The sequence below is a fragment of the Zoogloea oryzae genome (genome assembly GCF_030161255.1).
In the GTDB taxonomy this organism is placed as follows: domain Bacteria; phylum Pseudomonadota; class Gammaproteobacteria; order Burkholderiales; family Rhodocyclaceae; genus Zoogloea; species Zoogloea oryzae.
In genome coordinates this window covers 36236-59998 of record NZ_BSPX01000025.1, presented here as the reverse complement: position 1 = coordinate 59998, position 23763 = coordinate 36236, and the positions used below count along the sequence as shown (strand labels likewise).

Sequence of the window (23763 nt, the reverse complement as noted above, 5' to 3'; positions counted from 1 at the left end):
CCGTCGGGGGCGGCCGGCACCGGGGCGACGGCGGGTTCGGGCGCAGGCGCAGGCTCGGGCTGCGCGGCCGGGCTGGGTGCCGGAGTGCGCCGGGGAAGCCACTGGATCAGCGTGGCGTAGAGGGCAGCGGGGTCCACCGGCTTGGAGAGGTGGTCATTCATGCCGGCGTCCAGGCAGCGCTGGCGATCCTCGCCGAAGGCGTTGGCGGTCATCGCGACGATGGGCACATCCCGGTAACCCGCGCCGCGGATCGTCCGGGTGGCTTCGACGCCGTCCATCACGGGCATCTGCATGTCCATCAGGATCAGGTCGTAGGCGTCCCGGCCGACCTTGGCCACCGCCTCGGCGCCGTTGCAGGCCACATCCACCTTCAGGCCGACGCCTTCGAGGAGCGACAGGGCGACCTCCTGGTTGATCAAGCTGTCTTCCACCAGCAGCACATGGGCACCCGCGTGATCCCGGGCGATGGCGGTCTCACCGGGGAGTTGATCGAGGGGCATCGCTTCCTGGGCCGAGACCTGATTGAAGCGCGACTGGATCGCGTCGTGAAGATCGGAGAAGCTGACCGGCTTGGCGATCACCCCGCTCGCCCCACAGGCGCGGGCTTCCTCGCGCTTGCCGAGGCTGTCGCCAACGGTGAGCAGGATGCAGCGGGGCGCCGGACTGAGCCCCAGCTGACCGATCTGCGCCACGACCATGCTGCCGTCCATGCCCGGCATGCCGTCGTCCACCAGCACCAGATCGTAGGGGTCGCCGGCCGCCACCGCGCTCTTGACCTGCGTCAGCGCGTCGGCGCCGCAATCGGTGCTGGCAACGCGCATCCCCAGGGTGGTGAGCATCGAGCCCAGCACCTGGCGGGATGCGGCCAGATCGTCCACCACCAGCGCGTGGAGCGCCGGCAGCGGACGGGTGCGCCACACGCTGGTGGCGCCCTTGACGAAGCGCGCGGTGAGCCAGAAGTTGCTGCCCCGGCCGGGTTCGCTATCCACGCCGGCCTGACCGCCCATCAGGCGCGCCAGATGGCTGGTGATCGCCAGCCCCAGCCCGGTGCCACCGAAGCGCCGGGTGGTGGATCCGTCGGCCTGCTCGAAGGGTTTGAACAGGCGCTGCCGGACTTCGGGCTCGATGCCGATGCCGGTATCGATGACCTCGAAGCGCAGCAGCACCGAATCGTCGTTTTCTTCGTCGATCCGGGCGCTGAGCAGGATCACCCCCTGCTCGGTGAACTTGACCGCGTTGCCCAGGTAGTTGAGCAGCATCTGCCCCAGCCGGGTGGCGTCGCCGCGCAGCCGGTCGGGCACGTCGCCCATGTCCACCACCAGCTCGAGCCCCTTCTGGCAGGCCCGGTCGGCCACCAGGGCGCAGGCCTTGCGCACCACGTCCTCGAGGCGGAAGTTCACGTCGTCGAGGGTCAGCTTGCCGGCCTCGATCTTCGACAGATCGAGGATGTCGTTGATGATCGTCAGCAGGTGGCCGGCCGCGTCGCTCACCTTCTGCAGGCGAACCTGGGCTTCCTGGTCGGCCACGCTGCGGCGCAGCAGGTGGGTCAGGCCGATGATGGCGTTCATCGGGGTACGGATCTCGTGGCTCATGTTGGCGAGGAAGGCACTCTTCGCCCGGTTGGCCGCGTCCGACTGCTCCTTCGCTTCTTCGAGTTCGGCAGAACGCTGGGAGAGAATCAGATTGGTCTCTTCGAGCTGGCGGGTGCGCTCGGCGACCCGCTGTTCGAGCTGGTCGTGGTAGCGGGCCAGCTCCGCCTCAACCTGCTTGCGCTCGGTGATGTCCTGCTGGATGCTGAGGTAGTGGGTCACCTCGCCGCCATCCCGGAAGATCGGAGAGACGCGCGCAAACTCCACCCTCTCCTCGCCATTCTTGCGGCGGTTAATGAACTCGCCCTCCCACGGCTGGCCGGCCTTCAGCGCCGCCCACAGCGCGGTGTAGGTTTCGGGCGGCGTGAGGCCGGACTTCACGAAGCCCACCTGGCGCCCGATGGCCTCGTCGCAGGTGTAGCCGCTGGTCCGCTCGAAGGCGCGATTCACGTACTCGATGCAGCCGCGGGTGTCGGTGATGATCACGCTGGCCGGGCTCTGCTCCACCGCCAGCGACAGCTTGACCAGCTGCTCGGCGGCATGGCGCTTCTCGGTGGTGTCGCGCCACACGCCGGCCAGATACTGCCGACCGCGGATCTCGATGGGCCGGTAGCTCAGCTCCACTTCGCGGCAGCTCCCGTCGGCGCAGCGATGCTGGTGATCGACGTTGAGCCCCCCCTTGTGCGCGACGAGGTCGCGGATCACGCTCTTCACCTGCTCGGGGGTCAGCGTCGCCTGGATGTCGAGCGCCGTGAGCGCCGCGAAGGCCTCGCGCGAATACCCCAGCCCCTGACACGCCGCATCGTTGAACTCGACGAAGCGCAGGGTCTCGGTATCCAGCAGCACGATGCCGTCGGCCGCCTGGCTGACGATGGCGCTGAAGATCTCCTCCCGCTCCCGCAGGGCCTGCTCGTCGTGGCGCAGCTCGGTGATGTCGCGGGCGATGCCGAACACCCCCAGCACCTTGCCGGTCTCGTCGTGCAGCGGGCCCTTGGTGGTCTGGAAGATCAGCGTGCCGTGGGCGGTGGTCAGCGCCTCTTCCCAGGTGGCCACCGAGTCGGTCTCCATCACCACGCGGTCCTGCCGACGGATGGCGGCGGATTCGGCGGGCGGAAAGAACGTGTCGTCGATCTGCCCCACCAGCCCGGCCGGCGTGGTGCCCATGATCCGGGCCACCTCCCGGTTGGCAAAGAGATAGCGGCCTTCCTGATCCTTGGCGAAGATCGCATCGGTGGAGCCGTTGGCGATCGCGTCGAGCAGACGCAACTCGCGCAGCTGACGGGTCTGGCGTTCATCCCGCTCCCGGGCAATCACCAGCGCCCGGTGCTGGGACAGCAGCACCGCCGCCACGCCGATGCTGAGCAGTGCAAAGCCGGCAGCCAGGGCGATGGACCAGATGTAGCCGCTGGTCGGCGCCTTGATCTCGCTGACGTCGATCTTCACCACCAGCACCCAGTCGGTTCCTGGCACTTCGCGGGCCATGCCGACCACCGGAACGCCCCGGTAATCTTCGGCCTCGATGGGCACCCCCAGCGCCGCCGGCCCGCTGGCGATGCGCGCCGACAGGGTGTCCCGGTCATCGAGGGGCATCTGCTGGCCGAAAGGCGGCGACGGCGGGTGACGCAGCGGCGAAACCAGCCGCAGCTTGCCGTTCTCCCGCTGAAGCAGCAGGGTTTCGGCCGAGTCGCTGGGCACCGGCCAGCGCTTCAGGCTTTCGTAGAGGAAAACGGCCGGATCGGCCTGCAGGATCACCGCCACCGCGCGGCCGGCTTCCGGCATGCTCAGACGGGCGAGGAAATCCAGGGTCACCGGCACGGAGCCCTGGTCGCCTGGATCACCCAAAAAACGGATCGGCGCAGGCCCATCGGGGCGGGTCGCCACCCGCCGCGCCGCATCCAGCAACTGCGGGGCGGGCACGAGCTCGCCCCCCGTCTTCAGCACCACCTTGCCGTCGGCGTCCACCAGCGCCGCCTGGGCGTAGCGGTACGTGTCGCGAATCGCTTCGATGGCAGACAGCAGCGACGCCTTGGCCCGCCCGTCGTTATCCCGCTGCCACCGGGCAAGCAGCTCCCGCAGCCCGGCGTTGCGCTCGATCACCAGGGCGTCGCTCTGCCGCTCGTTGACCCACATCGCCAGTTGCCCGACCTTCAGGTCGGCAATCGCCTCGATGCGACGGTATTCCTCGGCCCGATGCTGCTTCACGATGAAGAGGACGCTCAGGTAACCCAGCGCGACCACGCCGATGGACAGAAGCACCAGCGGCAGCACCAGTGATCGCCAGCGTGCCAGCCCCGGCAGCGGTTCGGCCGGCGCGACGCCCGCGGCCCCCGACTGCGTGAGCCGCCGCAGCAGGCCCCACAGGAGCAGCGAGGTCACCCCCACGAAAACCCAGCCCTTGACCGTACTGGCCCGGTGGATTGCCTGGGGATCGGACAGCACGCTCGTCACCAGCAGATCCGAGAACAGGATCCACCCCGACGCGAACACCGCGTAGATCAGGACGACCCGGATGATCCGGCTATCCACGGGCGCGCACCCTCGCAGCGGATAGCGCGCCAGCGACCGTCGGGCAGACGGCAGCAACATGGGGCAGGTTCGGCATCAGGTGGATCACCGGGAGAGTCATTCCAGTTGCGGGGGTCATGGAGAAGCGGAAATCCGACGTACGCGTCACGTTGATCTGTCGGGTTATCGTCCCGGCAGGTGCCTTTCTTTAACGTGGCACCGAAGGCCGACACGGTCAAGGCATCCGCCCGCGTGACCGACGCCATGCCGACACGCTAAACTTTTGAATTCCCGCCGATCCGCCCGCACCGGAACGCCCGCCCATGCCCCCTGCCCTACCCCCGCTGCTGCGCCGTCTGCTGCCCTTTCTCGCCTGGCGCAGCCAGCTCGACGCAGCCACTGTGCGCAACGATCTGGTGGTCGGCTTCACGGTGGCCCTGGTGGCGATCCCCCAGGCCCTGGCCTACGCCCAGCTCGCCGGCCTGCCCGCCTACGTGGGGCTGTACGCGTCGCTGCTGCCCTCCATCGTCGGCGCCCTGTGGGGCTCGTCGGCCCAGCTCAACACCGGCCCGGTGGCCCTCACCAGCCTGCTCACCGCCGCCGCCCTGTCGCCCCTGGCCCTGCCCGGCTCCGAAACCTGGCTGCTGCTGGCCGTCCAGCTGGCGCTGCTGGCCGGCATCCTGCAGCTTGCCTTCGGGCTGCTGCGCCTCGCCCACTTCGCCGACCTGCTGTCGCACCCGGTGCTCCACGGCTTCATCAACGCCTGCTCGCTGCTCATCATCACCGCCCAGCTGCCCACCCTGCTGGGCCTGCCCTCGGCGGGGCAGAAGCCCTTCGTCGAGGCGATCGTCGACATCGTGCGCACGCTGCCCGACGTGCATCTGCCCTCCGCCGCCCTGGGCGGGCTGGCGGTGGCGCTGCTGCTGGTGCTCCAGCGCTTCAAGGTGGGCGGCCCCGGCGTGCTGGCGGTGGTGGCCGGGCTGGCCGCGGTGGGCTGGCTCGCAGACTTCGAAGCCACCGGCGGACGGGTCGTCGGCCAGCTGCCGGAGCAGACCCTCGCTTTCGCCCTGCCCAAGGCCGACTGGGCGCAGATCACCGATCTCCTGCCCTCGGCCTTCGTGCTGGCGCTGGTGAGCTTCATCGAGGCCATGTCGAGCTGCAAGCTGGCCTCAGCGCGCACCGGCCAGCGATGGGACGGCAACCAGGAACTCATCGGCCAGGGCCTGGCCAAGCTCACCGCCTCGGTGTGCCAGGCGTATCCGGTGAGCGGATCGTTCGGCCGCTCGGCCTTCCTGCTGGCGGCGGGCGCCCGCACCGGCGTGGCGTCGGTGGTGGGCGCGCTGGTGGTGCTGGGCGCGCTGCTGCTGGTGCCCGAACCCATCGCCCACGTGCCCCGGCCGGTGCTGGCGGCGGTGATCCTCGTCACCCTGGCCAAGCTGCTGTCCGTTGCCCAGTTGCGCGAAGCCTGGCAGGCCGGGCGCGACGACGGGCTGGCCGGCACAGTGGCCTTCGTGGCGACGCTGGCCTTCGCGCCCCATGTGGAGATCGGCATCCTCGCCGGGCTGTTCCTGTCGCTGGCGCTGCTGATCTACCGCAGCATGACGCCGCGGGTCGCCCTGCTGGGCCGCCACCCGGACGGCACCTGGCGCGACGCCGAACGCTTCAAGCTTCCGCCGCCCCACCCGCAGGTGGCGATCCTGCGCTTCGACGGCCCGCTGCACTTCGTCAACGCCGCCACCTTTGAAGACGCCGTGCTCGCCGCCTGCCGCGGGCAGCCGCAGATGGCGGTGCTGGTGCTCTCCTGCGCCGGCATCAACGCCATCGACGCCAGCGGAGTCGAGGCCCTGCGTCGCGTCCGCCGCCAGCTGCTGGCCGACGGCCGCCAGCTTGCCTGCTGCGGCCTCAAGAAGCAGGTCATCGACGTGCTGGAGCGCACCGGCCTGTGGGCCGACCTCGCGCCCCACGCCGCCTACCGCACCGAGGACGACGCCCTGCGCGAGTTTCTCCCGGGCCTCACCGGCGGCGACACCGCACCCGCCCCCCAGCGCCGCGGCTTCGAGTGGTAGCGCCGCTTTGTTGACCTGGATCGTTGTTCTGCGGGCCTTGCAGGCAGATACTTCCGGAATCTCGTGTTTCGGCTTTCAAAAATAACTGCAAAGGGAGCAAGCATGACACCTACCTCGGTCCGCGACATCCGCAACCTCACCCTCCTCGGCCAGTCCGGCAGCGGCAAGACCACGCTGCTGGAAAAACTGCTGGCCGCCGCAGGTGCCATCAGTGCCGCCGGGTCTGTCGAAAAGGGCGACACCGTCAGCGACTACGATCCGCAGGAAAAAGCCTTCGGTCACTCCCTGAACAGCGCCCTCGCCCACCTGGAATGGGCCGAGCACTGGGTCAACGTGCTTGATACTCCGGGCCTGCCCGATTTCCTCGGCCGCGCGCTGGCCACCCTGCCGGCGGTCGAGACCGCGGTGGTGGTCATCAACGCCGCCGCCGGCGTCGAGACCGTCACCCGCAAGGTGATGGACGCCGCCGCCGACAAGTGCCGGATGATCGTCGTCAATCGCATCGACGCCCCGGGCGTCGACTTTGCCGCCCTGATGGAGCGCATCACCGCCACCTTCGGCCGTGAATGCCTGCCAATCAACCTGCCCACCGCCGACGGCAGCCGCGTCATCGACTGCTTCTTCAAGCCCGACTACGACGCCCAGCCGGCCTTCTCCAGCGTCCGCGCCGCCCACGACAACATCGTCGATCAGGTGGTCGAGGTGGACGAAGACCTGATGGCCCTCTACCTCGAGCAAGGCGAATCCCTCCAGCCCGAGCAGCTCCACGATCCGTTCGAGATCGCCCTGCGCGAAGGCCACCTGATTCCCGTGTGCTTCACCTCCGCCCGCACGGGTGCCGGTGTCACCGAGCTCCTCGACATCATGGGCCGCCTGCTGCCCGACCCGACCGAAGGCAACCCGCCCCAGTTCCTGAAGGGCGAAGGCCCGGCCGCCGAAGCCGTCACCGCCACCACCGACGCCGACAAGCACGTCATTGCCCACGTCTTCCAGGTGAGCAACGACCCCTTCCGCGGCAAGCTCGGCCTGTTCCGCATTCACCAGGGCACCGTCACCCCGAGCACCCAGCTCTTCATCGGCGACGCCCGCAAGCCCTTCAAGGTCGGCCACCTGCTGCGCGTCCAGGGCAAGAACCAGACCGAGATCGACGTGGGCATCCCCGGCGACATCTGCGCCGTGGCGCGGGTGGACGACATGCACCGGGACGCCGTGCTGCACGATTCCCACGACGAAGACCACTTCCACCTCGCCCCGCCGCGCTACCCGCAGGCCGTGTTCGGCCTGGCGCTGCAGCCCGAGAAGCACGGCGACGAGCAGAAGCTCTCCGAAGCCCTGCACCGCCTGCTCGACGAAGACCCCTGCCTCACCGTCGAGCACAACATCCAGGCCAAGGAAACCGTGATCCGCGGCCTCGGCGACGTGCACCTCAAGACCGTGCTCGAAGCCCTCAAGACCCGCTGGAACCTCAGCCTCGGCACCCGCCCGCCGGCGATCCCCTACCGCGAAACCATCGCCGGTTCGGCCGAAGCCCGCTATCGCCATAAAAAGCAGAGCGGCGGCGCCGGCCAGTTCGGCGAGGTCGCCCTGCGCGTCGAGACGCTGGAGCGGGGCGCCGGCCTCGAGCTTGCCGACGAAGTGAAGGGCGGCACCATCCCCTACAACTTCATGCCGGCCGTCGAGAAGGGCGTGCGCCAGGCCATCGCCGAAGGCGTGATGGCGGGCTTCCCGCTGCAGGATCTGAAGGTAACGGTGTTCGACGGCAAGCACCACGCGGTCGACTCCAACGAAATCTCCTTCGTCACCGCCGCCCGCCACGCGGTGCAGGAAGCCGTCCAGGGTGCTCGCCCGGTGGTGCTGGAGCCGCTCATCACCCTCACGGTGCGGGTGGCCGACGAGCACTTCGGCGGCATCAGCGCCGAGCTCTCCGGCCGCCGCGGCCGTGTCACCGGCACCGACAGCCCGCAACCGGGCTGGACGGAGATCACCAGCCAGGTGCCGATGGCCGAGATGGAAGGTTTCGAGTCGCGCCTCAAGTCGATCAGCGGCGGCGACGGCAGCTGCAGCATCGCCTTCAGCCACTACGAGCCCGCCCCCAACGACGTCCAGCAACGCCTCGCCCGCGAACATCAGGGCAAGCGCGGCGGCGAGCAGTAAGCGTCACCCGGGGCGCCGGCCGGCGCCCCTTCAAAACAAAAACAGCAACAATGAGTCAATCATTGTTGCTGTTTTTGCATCAAATCCGCTCTTCGGAAACTAGAGCATCCGGGCAAACTCGTCGACGCTGACCGGCGGCGAGAACAGGTAGCCCTGCCCCTCATCGCAGCCCAGCCGACGCAGCACCTCCAGCTGCGCCTCAGTCTCGATCCCCTCGGCCACCACCGAGCAGCCGAACAGGTGGGCGATCACGATGATCGTCTCCACCAGCTTCTGATCGTCGGCGTCGTGGCCGATCTCGCGCACGAAGCTGCGGTCGATCTTCAGCTCCGACACCGGCAGTGATTTGAGATACGACAGCGACGAATAGCCGGTGCCGAAATCGTCGATCGACACCCCCACGCCCGCCGCGCGCAGCGCCCCCAGGCGCGCCTGGGCTTCCTTCAGGTCGTGGATGAAGCCGGATTCGGTCACCTCGATCTTGATCCGCGCCGGCGGCAGGCCCGATTCGGCCACGCGCCGCAGCACGCCCTCCACGAAGCCGTCGTGCTGGAGCTGGCGGCTCGACACGTTGAGGGCCAGGGCGAAGTCGTCGGCCAGCCGGCCGGCGTCGTGCCAGCCGCGCAGGTGGCGGATGCCCTCGTCCAGCACCCAGTCGCCGATGGCGAGGATGTCGCCGGTCTCCTCGGCCAGCGGGATGAACAGATCCGGCCGCACCGCCCCGACGCTGGCCGAGTGCCAGCGCAGCAGCGCCTCGGCGCCGATCAGGCGGCGGCTGGCGAGGTCGATCTTGGGCTGGAACACCAGCGCCAGCTCGCCGCCGGGCACCGCCTGCTTGAGCGCCTGACGCAGCTGCCGGCGCCGCACCAGCGCTTCGTCCAGCCCTGGCCCGTAACGCCCCACCACGCCCGCAAAGCGCGCCGGAATCGCCGCCGCAGCCTTGCGCAGCAGGTCTTCCGATCCGGCAATGCCGTCGCTGGAATGGGCGATCCCGATGCGGATCGGCGTGGCGAGCAGCAGGTCGTCCACCCGGTGGTCGCCTTCGAGCAGGCGCAGCAGGCGCTGGGCGGTCTTCTCCAGCGCCGCCGGGTCGTCCGAAGGCTGGACGAGCACGAGCTCGCTGCTCCCCCAGCAGCCGACGATGCCGCCCTGCGCCACCGGGCTGCCGCCCGCCAGCTCCCCCAGCGACTGGAGCAGTCGCTCGGCGGCAGGGTAGCCCTGCAGACGGGCGATGTCCTCCACGTCGTCGGCCACGATGAAGAACACCGCCACTTGCCGCGCGATGGCCAGCAGGCCATCCACCTTGGCCAGCACCGCCCGCCGGTTGGGCAGGCCGGTGGCGCTGTCGGTGAGGGCGATGCTGCGCAGCTCGGCGGTCTGGCGATCCACCAGGGTCTGGAGCAGCTCGGTCTGGCCGCGCAGATCGCGGGACTGGCAGTGGGCCACCAGGATGTTGTGGATGCGCTGCTGCACCTCGCCCTGGTCGAAGGGCTTGTTGAGGAAGTCGATGGCGCCCAGCTCAAGGGATTCGGAGCGGGTCTCCCGGTCGGTCTGGGCGGTGAGCACGATCACCGGCGGCGCCATCACGCCCAGCTGCCAGCGGATGTGGCGCAGCACGTCGAAGCCCGACAGGTGCGGCATGCGGATGTCGAGCAGCACCAGATCGGGCGGGCAGCGTTTGATCTCCGGCGCCACCTCACGAGGATCGGTGAGCCCCAACGTATTGCGATAGCCGGCGTCGTCGAGGATGTCCAGCAGCAGCTCGACGTTGGCCGGGGTGTCGTCCACCACCAGGATGCGGGCGTCGGCGAGGTAGTCTTCAAGCATCGGGCGGATTTCCCAGGTGGTGTTCGAGCACCGCGTACAGACGGGCAAAGTCCAGCGGCTTGGTGAGGTAGTCGGCAAAACCGGCGGCGAGGCCCCGCTCCACGTCGGCGGGCAGGGCGTTGGCCGACAGCGCCACCACCGGGATGTGGCGGGTTGCGGCGTCGGCCTTGAGGGCGGCGAGCGCGGCGTAGCCGTCCATGCCGGGCAGGTTGATGTCCATCAGGACCAGCGCCGGCTGCTCGGCCCGGGCCAGCTCGATGCCCAGCGCGGCCTCGTGGGCGCAGCTGAGCTGGGCCCGGGCGAAGTCCTCGAAGATGTCGGTCATCAGGCGCTGGTTGGCCGGGTTGTCCTCGACATAGAGCACCCGCGGGCGCAGGGCCTCGTCGTCGTCCGCCAGGGGCTGGGCGGTGGCCGGCGCCACCATCGGCACCGCCTCGTCGCCAGCCGCCAGGGGCAGCTCGAACCAGAAGCAGCTGCCTTCGCCGTGCACGCTGCTCACGCCCACCTGCCCGGACATCTGCTCCACCAACTGCTTGGTGAGCGCCAGCCCGACGCCGGCGCCTTCGATCACCGAATGTTCGGCACCGATGCGGTTGAAGGGCTGGAACAGCTCGCCGATCCGGTCGGCAGGGATGCCGATGCCGGTGTCGCGCACCTCGACCCGCAGGCCCCCATCTTCCACCGGCGCCCAGCCCAGCTCGACCCGGCCGCCGTCGCGGTTGTACTTGATGGCGTTGGACAGGAAGTTGATCAGCACCTGCTTGGTCCGGGTGTAGTCGGCCAGCACCCGGTGGCGCGCGGCGGAGGCCGGCGGCAGGCGGATGTCGATGCCACGGGCCTCGGCCAGGGTGCTCACCGAGGCGACGGATTCCTCGATCACCGCGGCGATCTCCACCGGCTCGATGGAAAACACCAGCCGGCCGGCCTCGATGCGGGCGAGGTCGAGGATGTCGTTGATGAGGGTGAGCAGGTGCTGGCCGCTTTTCAGGATCTGCTCCACCTGTCCGGCCTGGCGCTCGGGCAGCGGCTGGCGGCGGTTGTTCAGCAGCAGCTGAGAGAAGCCGATGATCGAATTCATCGGCGTACGCAGCTCGTGGCTCATGGACGACAGGAACTCGGTCTTGGCGCGGCTGGCCTGGGCCTGTTTCGCGTGGGCGATCTCCAGCTCGCGGGTGAAGCGGGCCTGCTCGTTGATCCGGCGGTACAGGTTGATGAGCAGCGCGCAGGTGGCGGTGAAGGGTTCCAGCCAGGCCAGCAGCTCTTCGTCGACCTTGTTGCGGGAGTTGGAGATGGCGTACATGCCGATCACCTGGCCCTGATCCACGATGGGCACGCCCAGGTAGTTGTGGAGCGGCGGATGGCCGTGGGGAAAGCCCGTTCGGCGGGTCTCCGCCCCGAGGTCGTTGGTCATCACCACCTCGCCGCCGGCAAACACGCGGCCGAGCATGGAATCCGGGTTGGTGAGCATCATGTCGCCGGAGCTGAGGCGCTCCATCAGCCGGCGCGAATCCTCGTTCCACGACAGATCGGTGATGGCGTGGATCTTCAGCCCGGGCCTGCCCTCCACCGGCACCACCTCGCCGATCAGCGCGTAGTCGCTGCCGGTCAGGTCGCACAGGGCGTCTTTCAGGAAGGACCACAGCTGGTCGCTCGACATGAGCGTGGCGAAGTCGGTCATGCCCCGGTGCAGCACATGCAGCAGGCGGTGCTGGGCCTGCTCGCGCTCGCGGGCGCGGTAGAGCTCGGAAAGATCGGAGAGGATGCCGATGAACTCCACCTCCTCCTGGCCGGGAATCGTCACTTCGCTCACCGCCAGATGCACCGGAATCGTCCGCCCGGATTTATGCAGCGCCTGCACCTCGCGGCCGATGCCGATCACGCTGGGCGGGCGGCCCTTGAGGTAGCTGGCGAGGTATTCGTCGTGATGCTCGGCCCAGCGGCTGGGCATGATGACCCGCACGTTGCGGCCAAGCAGCTCGTCCGCCGTGTAGCCGAGGATCTGCTGGGCGAAGGGATTGACCTGCTCGATGATGCCCCGCGAGGTGATGCGGATGATCCCCACCGCTGCGCGGTTGAGCACCGCCTGCTTGCGGGCGATGGCGCGTTCGAGGGCGTCGTGCTCACGCCGGGCCTCCAGCGCCGCCTGATGATGGCGGATCAGCGCCTCCGCCTGGCGAGCGAAGCGGATCAGCCGGTCGTGCTCAGCCGCGGTCAGCACGCGCGGCGCGGTGTCGGCGATGAACAGCGCCCCCACCGCCAGCCCATCCACCGGCCGCAGGGGCACGCCGGCGTAGAAGCGGATGCCCGGCGCGCCGCAGACCAGCGGATTGCCCGCAAAGCGCGGGTCGGTCGTCGCATCGCACACCAGCAGCGGGCCGTCCTGGCAGATGGCGTGGGCGCAGAAGGCGTCGCACCGGGGCGTCTCGCGCACGTCGATGCCCACGGCGGCCTTGAGCCACTGCCGTTCGGCATCCACCAGCGAAATGGCCACGATGGATGCGTCAAAGACCGAGCGGATCAGTTCGACCAGATTGTCGAAGGCGGGATCGGCCGGGGTGTCGAGCAAGCCGATGGCGCGAAGCGCGCGCAGCCGGGCGGCTTCGTCGGCCGGAACGGGGGAAGATTGCATCGGGACAGACCAGTGGAGATTGGCGGTGGCGCGTCTTGCGGTCCTCCACCGGTGTCCTCGGGCGCGCGGGACGGCCGGTGGCGGCCTCCCCGTCTTATCGACGGCGGGCGCGTTCTCTTGAGTGAAACACGCCAGCCGCATGCGTCCGGGCTACGTGGAAAGGAAAACGGGGAGGCTTTCGCCTCCCCGTTTTCCTCGCCCCCACTGCAAGCCGATTTTCTCCGGCTGTGCCAGCGGAATTCCTTGCCCCAAGAAGCCCGGCCTGGCGGCCTGCTCCCCTAAAAATCCGTGTACTGGCCCTTGATAACGTCCGCCTCAGGCTAATCTTGAACAGCGCTTGAACAGCGCGGCGGCACGTTCCGGGTTGCCCATGGAACCCTGCCCGTCAAAACCGCAGCCACATGGTCCAGCCGGACAGCGCCATGTCGTTCACAACATTTAACAAATTATAAGATGTCGATCGGCAGCGCAAAACCCGGTCGCCCTCCGCGCTGCCAACTTCATCACACCCTGGCATCACGGATGCGTACCCGCCGGAGAAAACCGCCCGTCAGCGCGGCCGGCTCTCCCAGATCTTCTGCAGGCGCTTCACCGACACCGGCATGGGCGTCCGGAGTTCCTGGGCGAAGAGGCCCACGCGCAGCTCCTCCAGCAGCCAGCGGAATTCCTCCAGCTGCGGGTCGGTGACGCCGGCCTTGGCCTTGGCGAGCCATTCCCGCTCGAAGGGCTGGGCGAGCTTCTTCCAGTCGGCCATCAGCTCGGCGTCGCGGGCCGGGTTGTTGCGCAGCTTGTCGATGCGCACCGTGGCGCCCTTGAGGTAGCGCGGAATCTGGGCGATGCGCTCGTAGGGCAGCGCGACGAGAAAGTGCTTGGGCATCAGCTTGCCCACCTGGGCGTTGATGTCGGCCACCACGTCCGGGAAGGTCTTGAGGCCGGCGAGGCGCTTGGTGAGCGTGGCGTGCTCGACGATCAGCTGGCCGGTGAGGCGCATCAGCTCCTGGGCGACCAGCGTGATGCGCGGCTTGGCTTCCTGGCAGCGCTTGCCGAAGCTGTCGGCATCCGTCGGCAGCGGTTCGAGCAGGCAGCAGCGCTCCAGGGTGGCGGTGACGAGCTGCGCCTTGAGCTCGGCCTCGGACCCGTAGCTGATGAACTGCAGCGCCAGCTCGCGGATGCCCGGCAGCTTCTCGATGGCCTTCACCTGGGCCGACAGCGCCAGCGCAAAGAGGCGCGCGAGTCCGCCGCGGTGCACCTTGGCGGCTTCTTCCGGCGTGTCGTAGGGGCGCAGCGAGACGCTGGCGCCGTCGTCGTGGAGCGCCGGGAAACCGACGATCTCGCGGCCGGCGACCTTCACCTCCAGCAACTCGGGCAGCGGGCCGAAGGTCCAGTCGGTGAAGCCGGCGAGCTGTTTGTCGGCCGCCGGCGCGGGCGCGGCGGCCCTGGGGGCGTCGGCGCCCTTCTTCGGGGCCGGGGCGGCGGGCTCGGCCGCCGGCACGATGCGGGCGCTCTGGAAGCGCGCCGCCACCTGATCGCGGAACTTGGTGCGCAGCTCGGCCAGATTGCGCGACTGGCCGAGGATGCGGCCGTGCTCGTCCTGCACCCGGAAGTTCATGAAGCAGTGCGGGTTGAGGTTCTCGGGCCGGAAGCTCTCCATCGGCAGCTTGAGCGACACGCGCTCTTCCACGAAGCGCTGCAGCGCCTTGATGAGCGGGTCGTCCAGGTCGAACTCGCCGGCGTCGAACCTGGCCATGAAATCCGCCGCGCTGTCGGCCATCGGCTGCAGGCGGTGGCGGTGCTTCTGCGGCACGGTGCGCAGGAGCGCGGTGACCTTTTCTTCCAGCAGGCCGGGCACCAGCCACTCGCAGCGGTTGGCGGGAATCTGGTTGAGCATCGCCAGCGGCACGGTGAGCGTCACGCCGTCGTCGGCCTCGCCGGGCTCGTGCAGGTAGGTGAGCTTGAGCTTCTGGCCGAGCACCTCCAGGCTGGACGGGAAGCGATCCGTGGTGATGCCTTCCGCGTCGTGGCGCATCAGCTGGTCGCGGGTGAGCTGCAGCACCTTGGGCGCCTTTTTCTCGGCGGCCTTGCGCCAGGCCTCGAAGCTGGCGAGGTCGAGCACCTCGGGCGGCAGCTTGGCGTCGTAGAAGGCGTAGATCAGCTCTTCATCCACCAGCACATCGGGCCGGCGGGATTTGTGCTCCAGCCGCTCGATCTCGGCCATCAGCCGGCGGTTGTGGCCCAGGAAAGCCATGCCCCGGGCCGGGCCTTCGGCGATCTCGCCCTGCACCAGCCCTTCGCGGATGAACAGCTCGCGACACAGGGCCGGGTCGATCTCGCGGTAGCTCACGCCCCGGCGCGGATACACCGTGAGGCCGTACAGCGTGCCGCGCTCCCAGCCGCGCACCGCGCCGCTGGCCTTGGACCAGTGGGGCTCGGAGACATTGCGCTTGAGCAGATGCCCGCCCACTTCCTCCAGCCACTCGGGCTCGATGCGGGCGAGGCAACGGCCAAACAGCCGCGAGGTATCCACCAGCTCGGCGCACATGATCCACTTGCCGGCCTTCTTGGCGATGGCGGAACCCGGATGGGGCCAGAACTTGATGCCGCGGGCGCCCAGGTAGCTGCCGGCGGCGGGGCCGGAGGCATCCTCGATCTTGCAGCCCACGTGCCCCAGCAGGCCGGTGAGCAGCGCCTTGTGGATGTCCTCGAAGCTCGCGGGCTTGTCGTTCTCTTTCCAGCCGTGCTCGGCGCACAGGGTGTGGAGCTGGGTGAACACGTCGCGCCATTCGCGCAGGCGCAGCCACGACAGGAAGTTGCTCTTGCACCAGGCCTTCTGCTTGCTCGATGTCTCGTGGCGCTGGACTTCCTCCCAGGCTTTCCAGAGGTTCCAGTACCACAGGAACTCGGATTTCTGCTCCTGCTCCGGGCCGCGGAAGCGGGCGTGGGCCTGGTCGGCGGCGGCCTGGCGCTCGGGCGGGCGCTCGCGCACGTCTTGCGTCGACAGCGCCGCGGCGATCACCAGCACTTCGGCGAGGCTGCCGCGATCCCGCGCGGCAAGGATCATCCGGCCGATCTTCGGGTCGAGGGGCAGCTTGGCGAGCTCGCGGCCGATGGGGGTGAGGTTCATCACCGCCTCGCCGTCCTTCTCCTCGACGGCGCCCAGCTCGGCCAGCAGCTGGTAGCCGTCGGCCACCATGCGCGGCAGCGGCGCGTCGATGAACGGGAACTCGGCCACCTCGCCCAGCTTGAGGGACTTCATCCGCAGGATCACGCCGGCCAGGGACGAGCGCAGGATTTCCGGATCGGTGTGGGCCGGGCGCTTGTTGAAGTCGTCCTCGTCGTAGAGCCGGAAGCAGATGCCGTCACTCACCCGGCCGCAGCGGCCGGCGCGCTGGCGGGCCGCCGACTGGGCGATCTTCTCGATCTGCAGCTGCTCGACCTTGTTGCGGTGGCTGTAGCGCTTGACCCGGGCGAGGCCGGTATCCACCACGTAGCGGATGCCCGGCACGGTGAGCGAGGTCTCGGCCACGTTGGTGGCGAGCACAACCCGGCGGCCTTTGGAGGGCGCGAACACCCGCGCCTGCTCCTGGGCCGACTGGCGGGCGAAGAGCGGCAGCACCTCGGTGCCGGCAGCGTGGTGAGCCTTGCGCAGGGCCTCGGCGGCCTCGCGGATCTCGCGCTCGCCGGGCAGAAACACCAGCACGTCGCCGGGGCCGCTGCGGTGGGCTTCGTCCACGGCATCCACCAGCGCGTCGTAGAGGTCGCGGTCGGGGCCGCGGCTGTCCTGGCGCGGGGCGGGTTCGCCCGGGCGGGCCGGCTTGGGCTCGTCGCGCTCGACGGGCCGGTAGCGCATCTCGATGGGGTAAAGCCTGCCGGAGACTTCGATCACCGGCGCGGGCTTGTCGGCCGTGCCGAAATGGCGGGCGAAGCGCTCGGCGTCGAGCGTGGCCGAGGTGACGATCAGCTTCATGTCCGGCCGCTTGACGAGCAGCTGGCGCAGGTAGCCGAGCAAAAAATCAATGTTGAGGCTGCGTTCGTGGGCCTCGTCGATGATCAGCGTGTCGTAGGCCGACAGCAGCGGGTCGCCCTGGGTCTCGGCGAGCAGGATGCCGTCGGTCATCAGCTTGATGTAGCTCTGGGGGCCGATGCGGTCGGTGAAGCGGATCTTGAAGCCGACGGTGGCGCCGAGCTCGCTCTTGAGCTCTTGCGCGATGCGGGTGGCGGTGGCCCGGGCGGCGATCCGCCGGGGCTGGGTGTGGCCGATGAGGCCGGACACGCCACGGCCAAGCTCCAGGCAGATCTTGGGCAGCTGGGTGGTCTTGCCCGAGCCGGTCTCGCCGCAGACGATCACCACCTGGTTGTCGCGGATCGCCGCGGCGATCTCGTCCCGGCGCTGGTTGACGGGCAGGTCGGGCGGAAAATCCGGCTTCGGCAGCGCCTCGCGGCGGGCGATCAGCTTCGCGGCGGAATCGGCGATGGCAAGGCGCAGCGCCTCCGGCACGTCGGAAAGCACGCGTGGCCGGCGGGCGAGCTTGCGCAGATCCCGGCGCAGGCGCGGGCGGTCGGCCGACAGGCAGTGTTCGAGCAGGCGATAGGGATCTTGGGTGTCTTGCAAAGAAGCCATGCGGAGGTGCTGCAAAAAAGCGGGGTCAGGCGCGCAGGACGTGGACGGTCCACATCCCGAGGGCGGTCATGCACAGGGAGCCGCCCAGGTGCAGCGCGGCGGCGCCCAGGGCCCAGGCGTAGCGGGCGGTGTCGATGAGATGGACGACCTCGGCCGAGAAGGACGAGAAGGTGGTCAGCCCGCCGAGAAAGCCGGTCACGATGAAAAGTCGCGCCTCGGGCGGCAGATCGGTGCGCAGGGCAAACCACGCCACCGCCACGCCGACGAGGTAGCCCCCCAGCAGGTTGGCCGCCAGGGTGCCCAGCGGCATGTGGGCGAACAGGGGGTTGAGGCGCAGCCCCAGCCACCAGCGCAGCCAGGCACCCAGCGCAGCACCGACACCGATGGCGACGAGGGCAAGGACGGGAAAGTGGTGGGCGTGATCGGACATGGGCCGGGATTTTAACCCGCCCGCCCCGTCGTTGCCCGCTAAAGACCGCGCGACTTCGGCCGATAGCCTGTCAGCTGGCGTGGCGGCCGGCACCGCCACGTACTCTGGAGGAAAGATGGAACACCTCAGCCAAATCCCCGAATCGCCCGACCCGCTGGCCTACCAGCCCCGCTTCGAATGCAGCAGCGGCGAGCTTGCGGGAGCCCGGCTCCACGTCACCGGGCCGGCGGGCCCTGTCGATGCGGCGATCGCCTCGGCCGGGGATGTGCTGGCCCTGCGCGCCGCCTGCGCCCAGGTGGTCGCCTGGACCCGCGGCCGCACGCGGCCTTTCGTGCTGTCGCTGGGCGCCCGTCTCGACGCCCTGTGCGATCCGGCCTTCGCCCAGGAACTCTCCCGCGTGCTGCTGGACACCCAGCTCACGCCCTGCTCCCTCGAATTCGCGATCATCACCAGCGGCGACACCCTCACCGACGCCGAGGAGGCCGCCCTCCAGCACCTCAAGCGCTTCGGCATCCGCCTGTCCATCGACGCCGCCAGCCCGGCCAACGCCCATCTGGCGTGGGCCCGCCGCCTGCCCCTCGACAGCCTCGACGTGCCCTCGCGGCTGGTACAGGACGTGGTGGTCGACCCGGAAGGCGTGGCCATCGTGCGAGCGCTGGTCAACCGCGCCCACAAGATGGGGCTGTCGGTGTGCGCCGCCGGCATCGTGGACGCCCACACCGCCTCGGTGATGACCGCCGCCGGCTGCGACGAGACCCGCGGCCCGCTGTTCGGCGCACCCGAGCCCGCTGCGCGCTTCGAGGCCCTGATGAAGGCCGGCCTGCGCATCGAGGGCAACCTCCAGCGCGCCGCCGAAACCGAACGCACCCTGCTGCTGGTGGACGACGAGAGCAACATTCTCGCCTCCCTGCGCCGACTGCTGCGCCGCGAGGGCTACACCATCCTCACCGCCACCAGCGGCAAGGAAGGCCTCGAGTTGCTGGCCACCCACAGCGTGGACGTGATCATCTCCGACCAGCGCATGCCGGGCATGACCGGCGTGGAGTTCCTGCGCAAGGCCAAGGACATGGCGCCCGACACCGTGCGGATGGTGCTCTCCGGCTACACCGATCTCCAGTCGGTCACCGACGCCATCAACGAAGGCGCGATCTACAAGTTCCTCACCAAGCCGTGGGACGACGCGATGCTCGTCGCCAACATCGACGAAGCCTTCCGCCGCAAGCTGCTGTCCGACGAGAACCGCCGCCTCTCCGCCGAGCTCTCCCGGGCCAACAGCGAGCTCGAACGCATCAACGCCCAGCTCAAGTGCGTGCTGGCCGACCGGGAGCGCCGCCTCGGCATGGGCGAAGCCTCCCTCGGGCTGGCCCAGGAAGCCCTCGCCACCATCCCGCTGCCGCTGATGGGCCTCGACCCGACGGGCATGATCGCCCTGGCCAACGGCGCCGCCGAGCGGCTGTTCCCCGGACGGGCACCGCTCATCGGCCTGGACGCCATCGAGGTGCTGCCCGCGGGCCTGCTCGAACAGATCAGCGCCGCCAGCGATGGCGACGGGGTCGACTGCCCGGAACTGGGCGGCCGCATCGAAGTTCATCCCCTCGGCGGCAGCCGCAGCACCCGCGGCACGCTGCTGACCTTCAACCGGACGACGAAGTCCCCATGAGCGACGCCCTCGAACGCCCCCTCGACGAAGTCCAGCCCGGCATGGCGCTGGCGGCTGCGGTGGTGGACCGCAACGGCCAGGTGCTGCTGCCGGCCGGGCTCACCCTGGCCGAAAACCACATCGAAAGCCTGCGCCGGCGCGGCATCGACAAGCTCTCCATCACGCCGCCCGAGGCGCCGGACGCCAAGGCCCGCCAGCGGGAAGCCGCCCGGGCACGGGTGATGCACATCTTCCGCCACACCGCCGATGACCCGGCCGCCCAGCCCCTGCTGCACGCGGTGCTGGCCTTCCGCGAGGAGCAACTCAAGTGAGCCAGCCGAGCCTCGCCGACATCGTCAGCCACATCCACAGCCTGCCGGCCATGCCGGCGGTGGCGCTGGAGCTGCTCCAGACCCTCTCCGGCGGCGACCCCGACGTGGACGCCCTGGCCAGCCGCATCGCCCGCGACCAGGCCATCACCGCCCGCGTGCTGCGGGTGGCCAACTCACCCTTCTACGGCCTGCAGATGCGCGTCGGCTCGATCCACGACGCCATCGTCGTGCTCGGCTTCTCGGCGGTGCGCTCGCTGGTGCTGACCAGCGCGGTGGTCACCACCCTGCCGGCCGGCAAGTGCGCGGGCTTCTCGGCCGACCGCTTCTGGCGCCACGTGCTGGGCACCGCCGTCGCCGCCCAGGCCCTGGCCCGCCCCCTGCGCCGCAAGCCCGAGAGCCTGTTCATCGCCGGCCTGCTCCACGACATCGGCCGGCTGGTGATGCTGTCGGCCAACCCCGAGGGCTTCGCCCGGGTCATCCAGATCGCCGCCGAACGGGATTGCCATCTGGTGGACGTGGAGACCGAGATCTTCGGCTGCGACCACACCGCGGTCGGCGCCGCCATCGCCCAGCACTGGAACTTCCCGGCCGATATCGTCGAAGCCCTGGCCTTCCACCACAACCCGGCGCAGACCGCACCGGGCAGCCTCGCGGCGATCATCCACTACGCCGACGGCATCGCCAAGGCGCTCGACCTGGAAGGCGCCGAGAACACCCAGATGGCCCGGCTGCAGCCTGCCGCCATCGACGCCCTCGGGCTCGACTGGCAAACCCTCACCGCCGTGCTGGCCGAAACCCACGGGCGCTTCGAGGCCCACCTTCCCCTGCTCGGCTGAACACCCGATGAGCGCCCCCACCTACTCCCTCCAGGCCAGCCTGTTCCCCCTCGCCGAGTGCGTGGCGACAGCCCTTGCCCTGCACCGGGGCGGCACCATCCTGTTCGCCAATCAGGCCTTCACCCGGCTCACCGGCTACGAAGAGGCCGAACTCGCCCGGATGCCCTTCTCGCGGCTGTTCCCGGCAGGTGTCCGGGACTGCGTCTGCGAGCTGGCGCGGAGCGCCATCAAGGACGCCCCCCCGAACCGCCACGAGACCGACATCGTCACCCGCACCGGCGAGACGCGCTGGGTCGAGCTGTCCATCGCCCGCACCGACATCGACGGCCAATGCACGGCCGTGTGCAGCCTGGTGGACATCACCGACCGCAAGCTCGCCGAAGCCGCCCAGAAGCAGGCCAAGCAGCTGCTCGCCCAGATCATCGACGGCGACCCGGTGCCCACCCTGGTGATCGACGCCAGCCACGTGGTCACCCACTGGAACCGCGCCTGCGAACAGATCCTCGGGCAGCCCGCCGCAGCGATGGTCGGCACCCGCCGCCAGTGGGAAGCCTTCTACGACAGCGAACGCCCGATCCTCGCCGACCTCATCGTGTCGGGCACCGTGGACGAGATCATCGGGCTGTACGGCACCAAGAACCTGCGCCGCTCGCAGGTCATCACCGGCGCCTACGAGGCCGAGGACTTCTTCCCCCGCGTGGGCGGCACCGGGCGCTGGCTGTACTTCACCGCGGCCCCGCTCCACAACGCCGAAGGCACCATGATCGGCGCCATCGAAACCCTGCAGGACATCACCGAACGCAAGAACGCCGAAAACGCCCTGCTGCAGATGCGCGCCGACCTGGAAGCCACCGTCGTCCAGCGCACCCGCGACCTGCAGGACGCCAAGGCCACCCTCGAGGAGGACATCGCCCGCCGCGAGATGGCCGAGACCGAGCTCCTCAAGCGCTATGTCGAACTCACCGATCTCAACTGCCGGCTCCACGACACCCAGCAGCAGCTTGTCCAGTCCGAAAAGATGGCCTCCATCGGCCAGCTCGCCGCCGGCGTCGCCCACGAGATCAACAACCCCATCGGCTACGTCAATTCCAACCTGCACAGCCTGAAGACCTACGTCGGCCAGCTGCTGGAGGTGCTCGACACCTACGAAGCCCACCGAGGCGCCCTGCCACCCGCCGACGCCGACGCCATCGAAACCGTGAAGCGCGCGGTGGACTTCACCTACCTGCGCGACGACATCGGCGAGCTCATCAGCGAATCCGCCGAAGGCACCGCCCGGGTCCGCAAGATCGTCCAGGATCTGCGTGATTTCTCGCGCACCGACGCCAGCCAGGACTGGCAGCCCGCCGACATCCACCAGGGCCTCGACAGCACCCTCAACATCGCCAGCAACGAGATCAAGTACAAGGCTGACGTGGTGCGCGAATACGGCACGCTGCCCGTGGTGGAGTGCCTGCCCTCCCAGCTCAACCAGGTGTTCATGAACCTCTTCGTGAACGCCGCCCAGGCCATGCCGGACAACCGGCGCGGCACGATCCACGTCCGTACCGGCCACGACGGCGACACGGTGTGGATCGAGATCGCCGACGACGGCAGCGGCATCCCGCCGGACGTCCTCGACCGCATCTTCGACCCCTTCTTCACCACCAAGCCCGTCGGCAAGGGCACCGGCCTCGGCCTGTCGCTCTCCTACGGCATCGTGCAGAAGCACCACGGCCACATCACCGCCAGCAGCTCGCCGGAAACCGGCACCTGCTTCCGTATCACCCTGCCCGTCCATCACATGGCCGTACCGGGAGTATCCCCATGACCCTTGCCACCGCCCCCGCCACGCCCGACCGGAGCGCGGCACCCACCCCCGCCTTCTCGATCCTGTGCGTGGATGACGAAGCCAACATCCTGTCGGCCCTGCGCCGGCTGTTCCGCCCCCACGGCTACACCGTGCATGTGGCCAACAGCGGCGCGGAAGGGCTGGAGCTGCTCGGCCGCGAGCACGTGGATCTCATCATCTCGGACATGCGCATGCCGGTGATGGACGGCGCCGCCTTCCTGGCGGAAGCCCGCAAGCGCCACCCGGACACCGTGCGCCTGCTGCTCACCGGCTACGCCGACATGGAATCGACCGTCGCGGCCATCAACAGCGGCCAGATCACCCGTTACATCTCCAAGCCCTGGAACGACCAGGACGTGCTGCTCACCGTCCGCGAGGCCCTCGAACGCCAGGCCCTGACCCGCGAGAAGGCCCGCCTCGAAGCCCTCACCCAGAAGCAGAACGACGAGCTGAAATCGCTCAACGCCAGCCTCGAGCAAAAGGTCGAAGCCCGCACCGCCGAACTCAAGAGCGCCCACGAGAAGCTCAAGCAGAACTTCCTCACCTCGATCCGCGTGTTCTCGAACCTCATCGAGCTGCGCGAAGGCAGCAACGCCGGCCACGCCAAGCGGGTCGCCGATCTGGCGCGCAAGGTCGCCGTCCGCCTGAACTTTGCACCGGCCGAAGTCCAGGACGTGATGCTGGCCGGCCTGCTCCACGACATCGGCAAGATCGGCCTGCCCGACGATCTGCTCGCCAAACCGGTCTCCCACATGACCGGCGACGAGCTCGGGGTGATGCGCAAACACCCGATCACCGGCCAGGCCGCGCTGATGGGCCTCGAGAACATGCGCGGCGCCGCCACCCTGATCCGCAGCCACCACGAACGCTGGGACGGCCAGGGCTACCCGGATCACCTGTCAGGGCTGGCGATCCCGTACGGCGCACGGGTGATCGCGGTGGTGAACGACTACGACGACATGCAGAGCGGCACCCTCTCGCCGCGCAAGCTCAAGCCCGCCGAGGCGATCGCCCTGATCCAGCAGAACCGCGGCAAGCGCTACTGCCCGCAGGTGGTGGATGCCTTCCTCGACGTGATCGGCTCCAGCACCGAGAACATGCCGCCGCCGATGAACGAAGTCACCGCCACGTCGCTGCGGCCGGGCATGGTGCTGGCCCGGGATCTGGTGACCCGCGACGGGGTGATGTTGCTGGCGGCGGATTTCGTGCTCGACGAGAACCTGATCCGCCAGCTGCGCGAACTCGAAGCCTCGGAAGGCGTGCGCCTCAAGATCGCCATCCAGCCCGAACGGCGCTGAGGCGCCGCA

At 69.2% G+C, this 23763-nt stretch carries 12 protein-coding genes; 7 read left to right on the top strand and 5 right to left on the bottom strand.

Annotated features, from left to right (window positions below):
* On the bottom strand, positions 1-4175 hold a 4175-nt coding region (locus tag QQK25_RS10060), incomplete at its 3' end, for a PAS domain S-box protein (RefSeq protein ID WP_284187800.1).
* Positions 4176-4417: 242 nt separating this feature from the next.
* Here QQK25_RS10060 and QQK25_RS10055 point away from each other — a divergent pair.
* Together QQK25_RS10055 and fusA are read left to right on the top strand one after the other, a co-directional pair.
* Positions 4418-6160, top strand: coding sequence for a SulP family inorganic anion transporter (locus tag QQK25_RS10055; RefSeq protein WP_284187799.1), 1743 nt, complete (start codon positions 4418-4420; stop codon positions 6158-6160).
* 102 nt (positions 6161-6262) lie between these two features.
* Positions 6263-8314: an elongation factor G gene (fusA, locus tag QQK25_RS10050; protein WP_284187798.1), complete on the top strand. Its 2052-nt coding sequence runs from the start codon at positions 6263-6265 to the stop codon at positions 8312-8314.
* 99 nt (positions 8315-8413) lie between these two features.
* On the opposite strand, the gene QQK25_RS10045 is transcribed toward fusA, so the two are convergent.
* From QQK25_RS10045 to crcB, 4 genes are all read right to left on the bottom strand, one after another.
* Positions 8414-10141 (bottom strand): putative bifunctional diguanylate cyclase/phosphodiesterase, encoded by a 1728-nt coding sequence (locus QQK25_RS10045; protein WP_284187797.1) that lies wholly within the window; start codon positions 10139-10141, stop codon positions 8414-8416.
* On the bottom strand, positions 10134-12770 hold the full coding sequence (locus QQK25_RS10040) for an ATP-binding protein (protein WP_284187796.1): 2637 nt from the start codon (positions 12768-12770) through the stop codon (positions 10134-10136). The genes QQK25_RS10045 and QQK25_RS10040 overlap by 8 nt, the downstream gene beginning before the upstream one ends.
* Positions 12771-13320: 550 nt before the next feature.
* Positions 13321-17388: an ATP-dependent RNA helicase HrpA gene (hrpA, locus tag QQK25_RS10035; protein WP_284187795.1), complete on the bottom strand. Its 4068-nt coding sequence runs from the start codon at positions 17386-17388 to the stop codon at positions 13321-13323.
* 25 nt (positions 17389-17413) lie between these two features.
* Entirely contained in the window at positions 17414-17818 is a 405-nt protein-coding gene (crcB, locus tag QQK25_RS10030) for a fluoride efflux transporter CrcB (protein WP_284187794.1), read from the bottom strand.
* A gap of 115 nt (positions 17819-17933) precedes the next feature.
* Between crcB and QQK25_RS10025 the strand changes: the two genes are divergently transcribed.
* Genes QQK25_RS10025 through nosR form a run of 5 tightly spaced genes read left to right on the top strand, consistent with a single transcriptional unit; the run spans position 17934 to position 23754 of the window.
* Positions 17934-19478, top strand: a complete 1545-nt coding sequence (locus tag QQK25_RS10025) for an EAL domain-containing protein (RefSeq protein WP_284187793.1) — start codon at positions 17934-17936, stop codon at positions 19476-19478.
* On the top strand, positions 19475-19789 hold the full coding sequence (locus QQK25_RS10020; protein WP_153161231.1) for a hypothetical protein: 315 nt from the start codon (positions 19475-19477) through the stop codon (positions 19787-19789). The genes QQK25_RS10025 and QQK25_RS10020 overlap by 4 nt, the downstream gene beginning before the upstream one ends.
* Complete coding sequence (locus QQK25_RS10015) at positions 19786-20625, top strand: HDOD domain-containing protein (protein ID WP_284187792.1); 840 nt, start codon at positions 19786-19788, stop codon at positions 20623-20625. The genes QQK25_RS10020 and QQK25_RS10015 overlap by 4 nt, the downstream gene beginning before the upstream one ends.
* Before the next feature lie 7 nt (positions 20626-20632).
* Complete coding sequence (locus tag QQK25_RS10010) at positions 20633-22435, top strand: PAS domain-containing sensor histidine kinase (RefSeq protein WP_284187791.1); 1803 nt, start codon at positions 20633-20635, stop codon at positions 22433-22435.
* Entirely contained in the window at positions 22432-23754 is a 1323-nt protein-coding gene (gene nosR, locus QQK25_RS10005) for a response regulator c-di-GMP phosphodiesterase, NosR family (protein WP_284187790.1), read from the top strand. The genes QQK25_RS10010 and nosR overlap by 4 nt, the downstream gene beginning before the upstream one ends.
* Positions 23755-23763 lie beyond the last annotated feature (9 nt).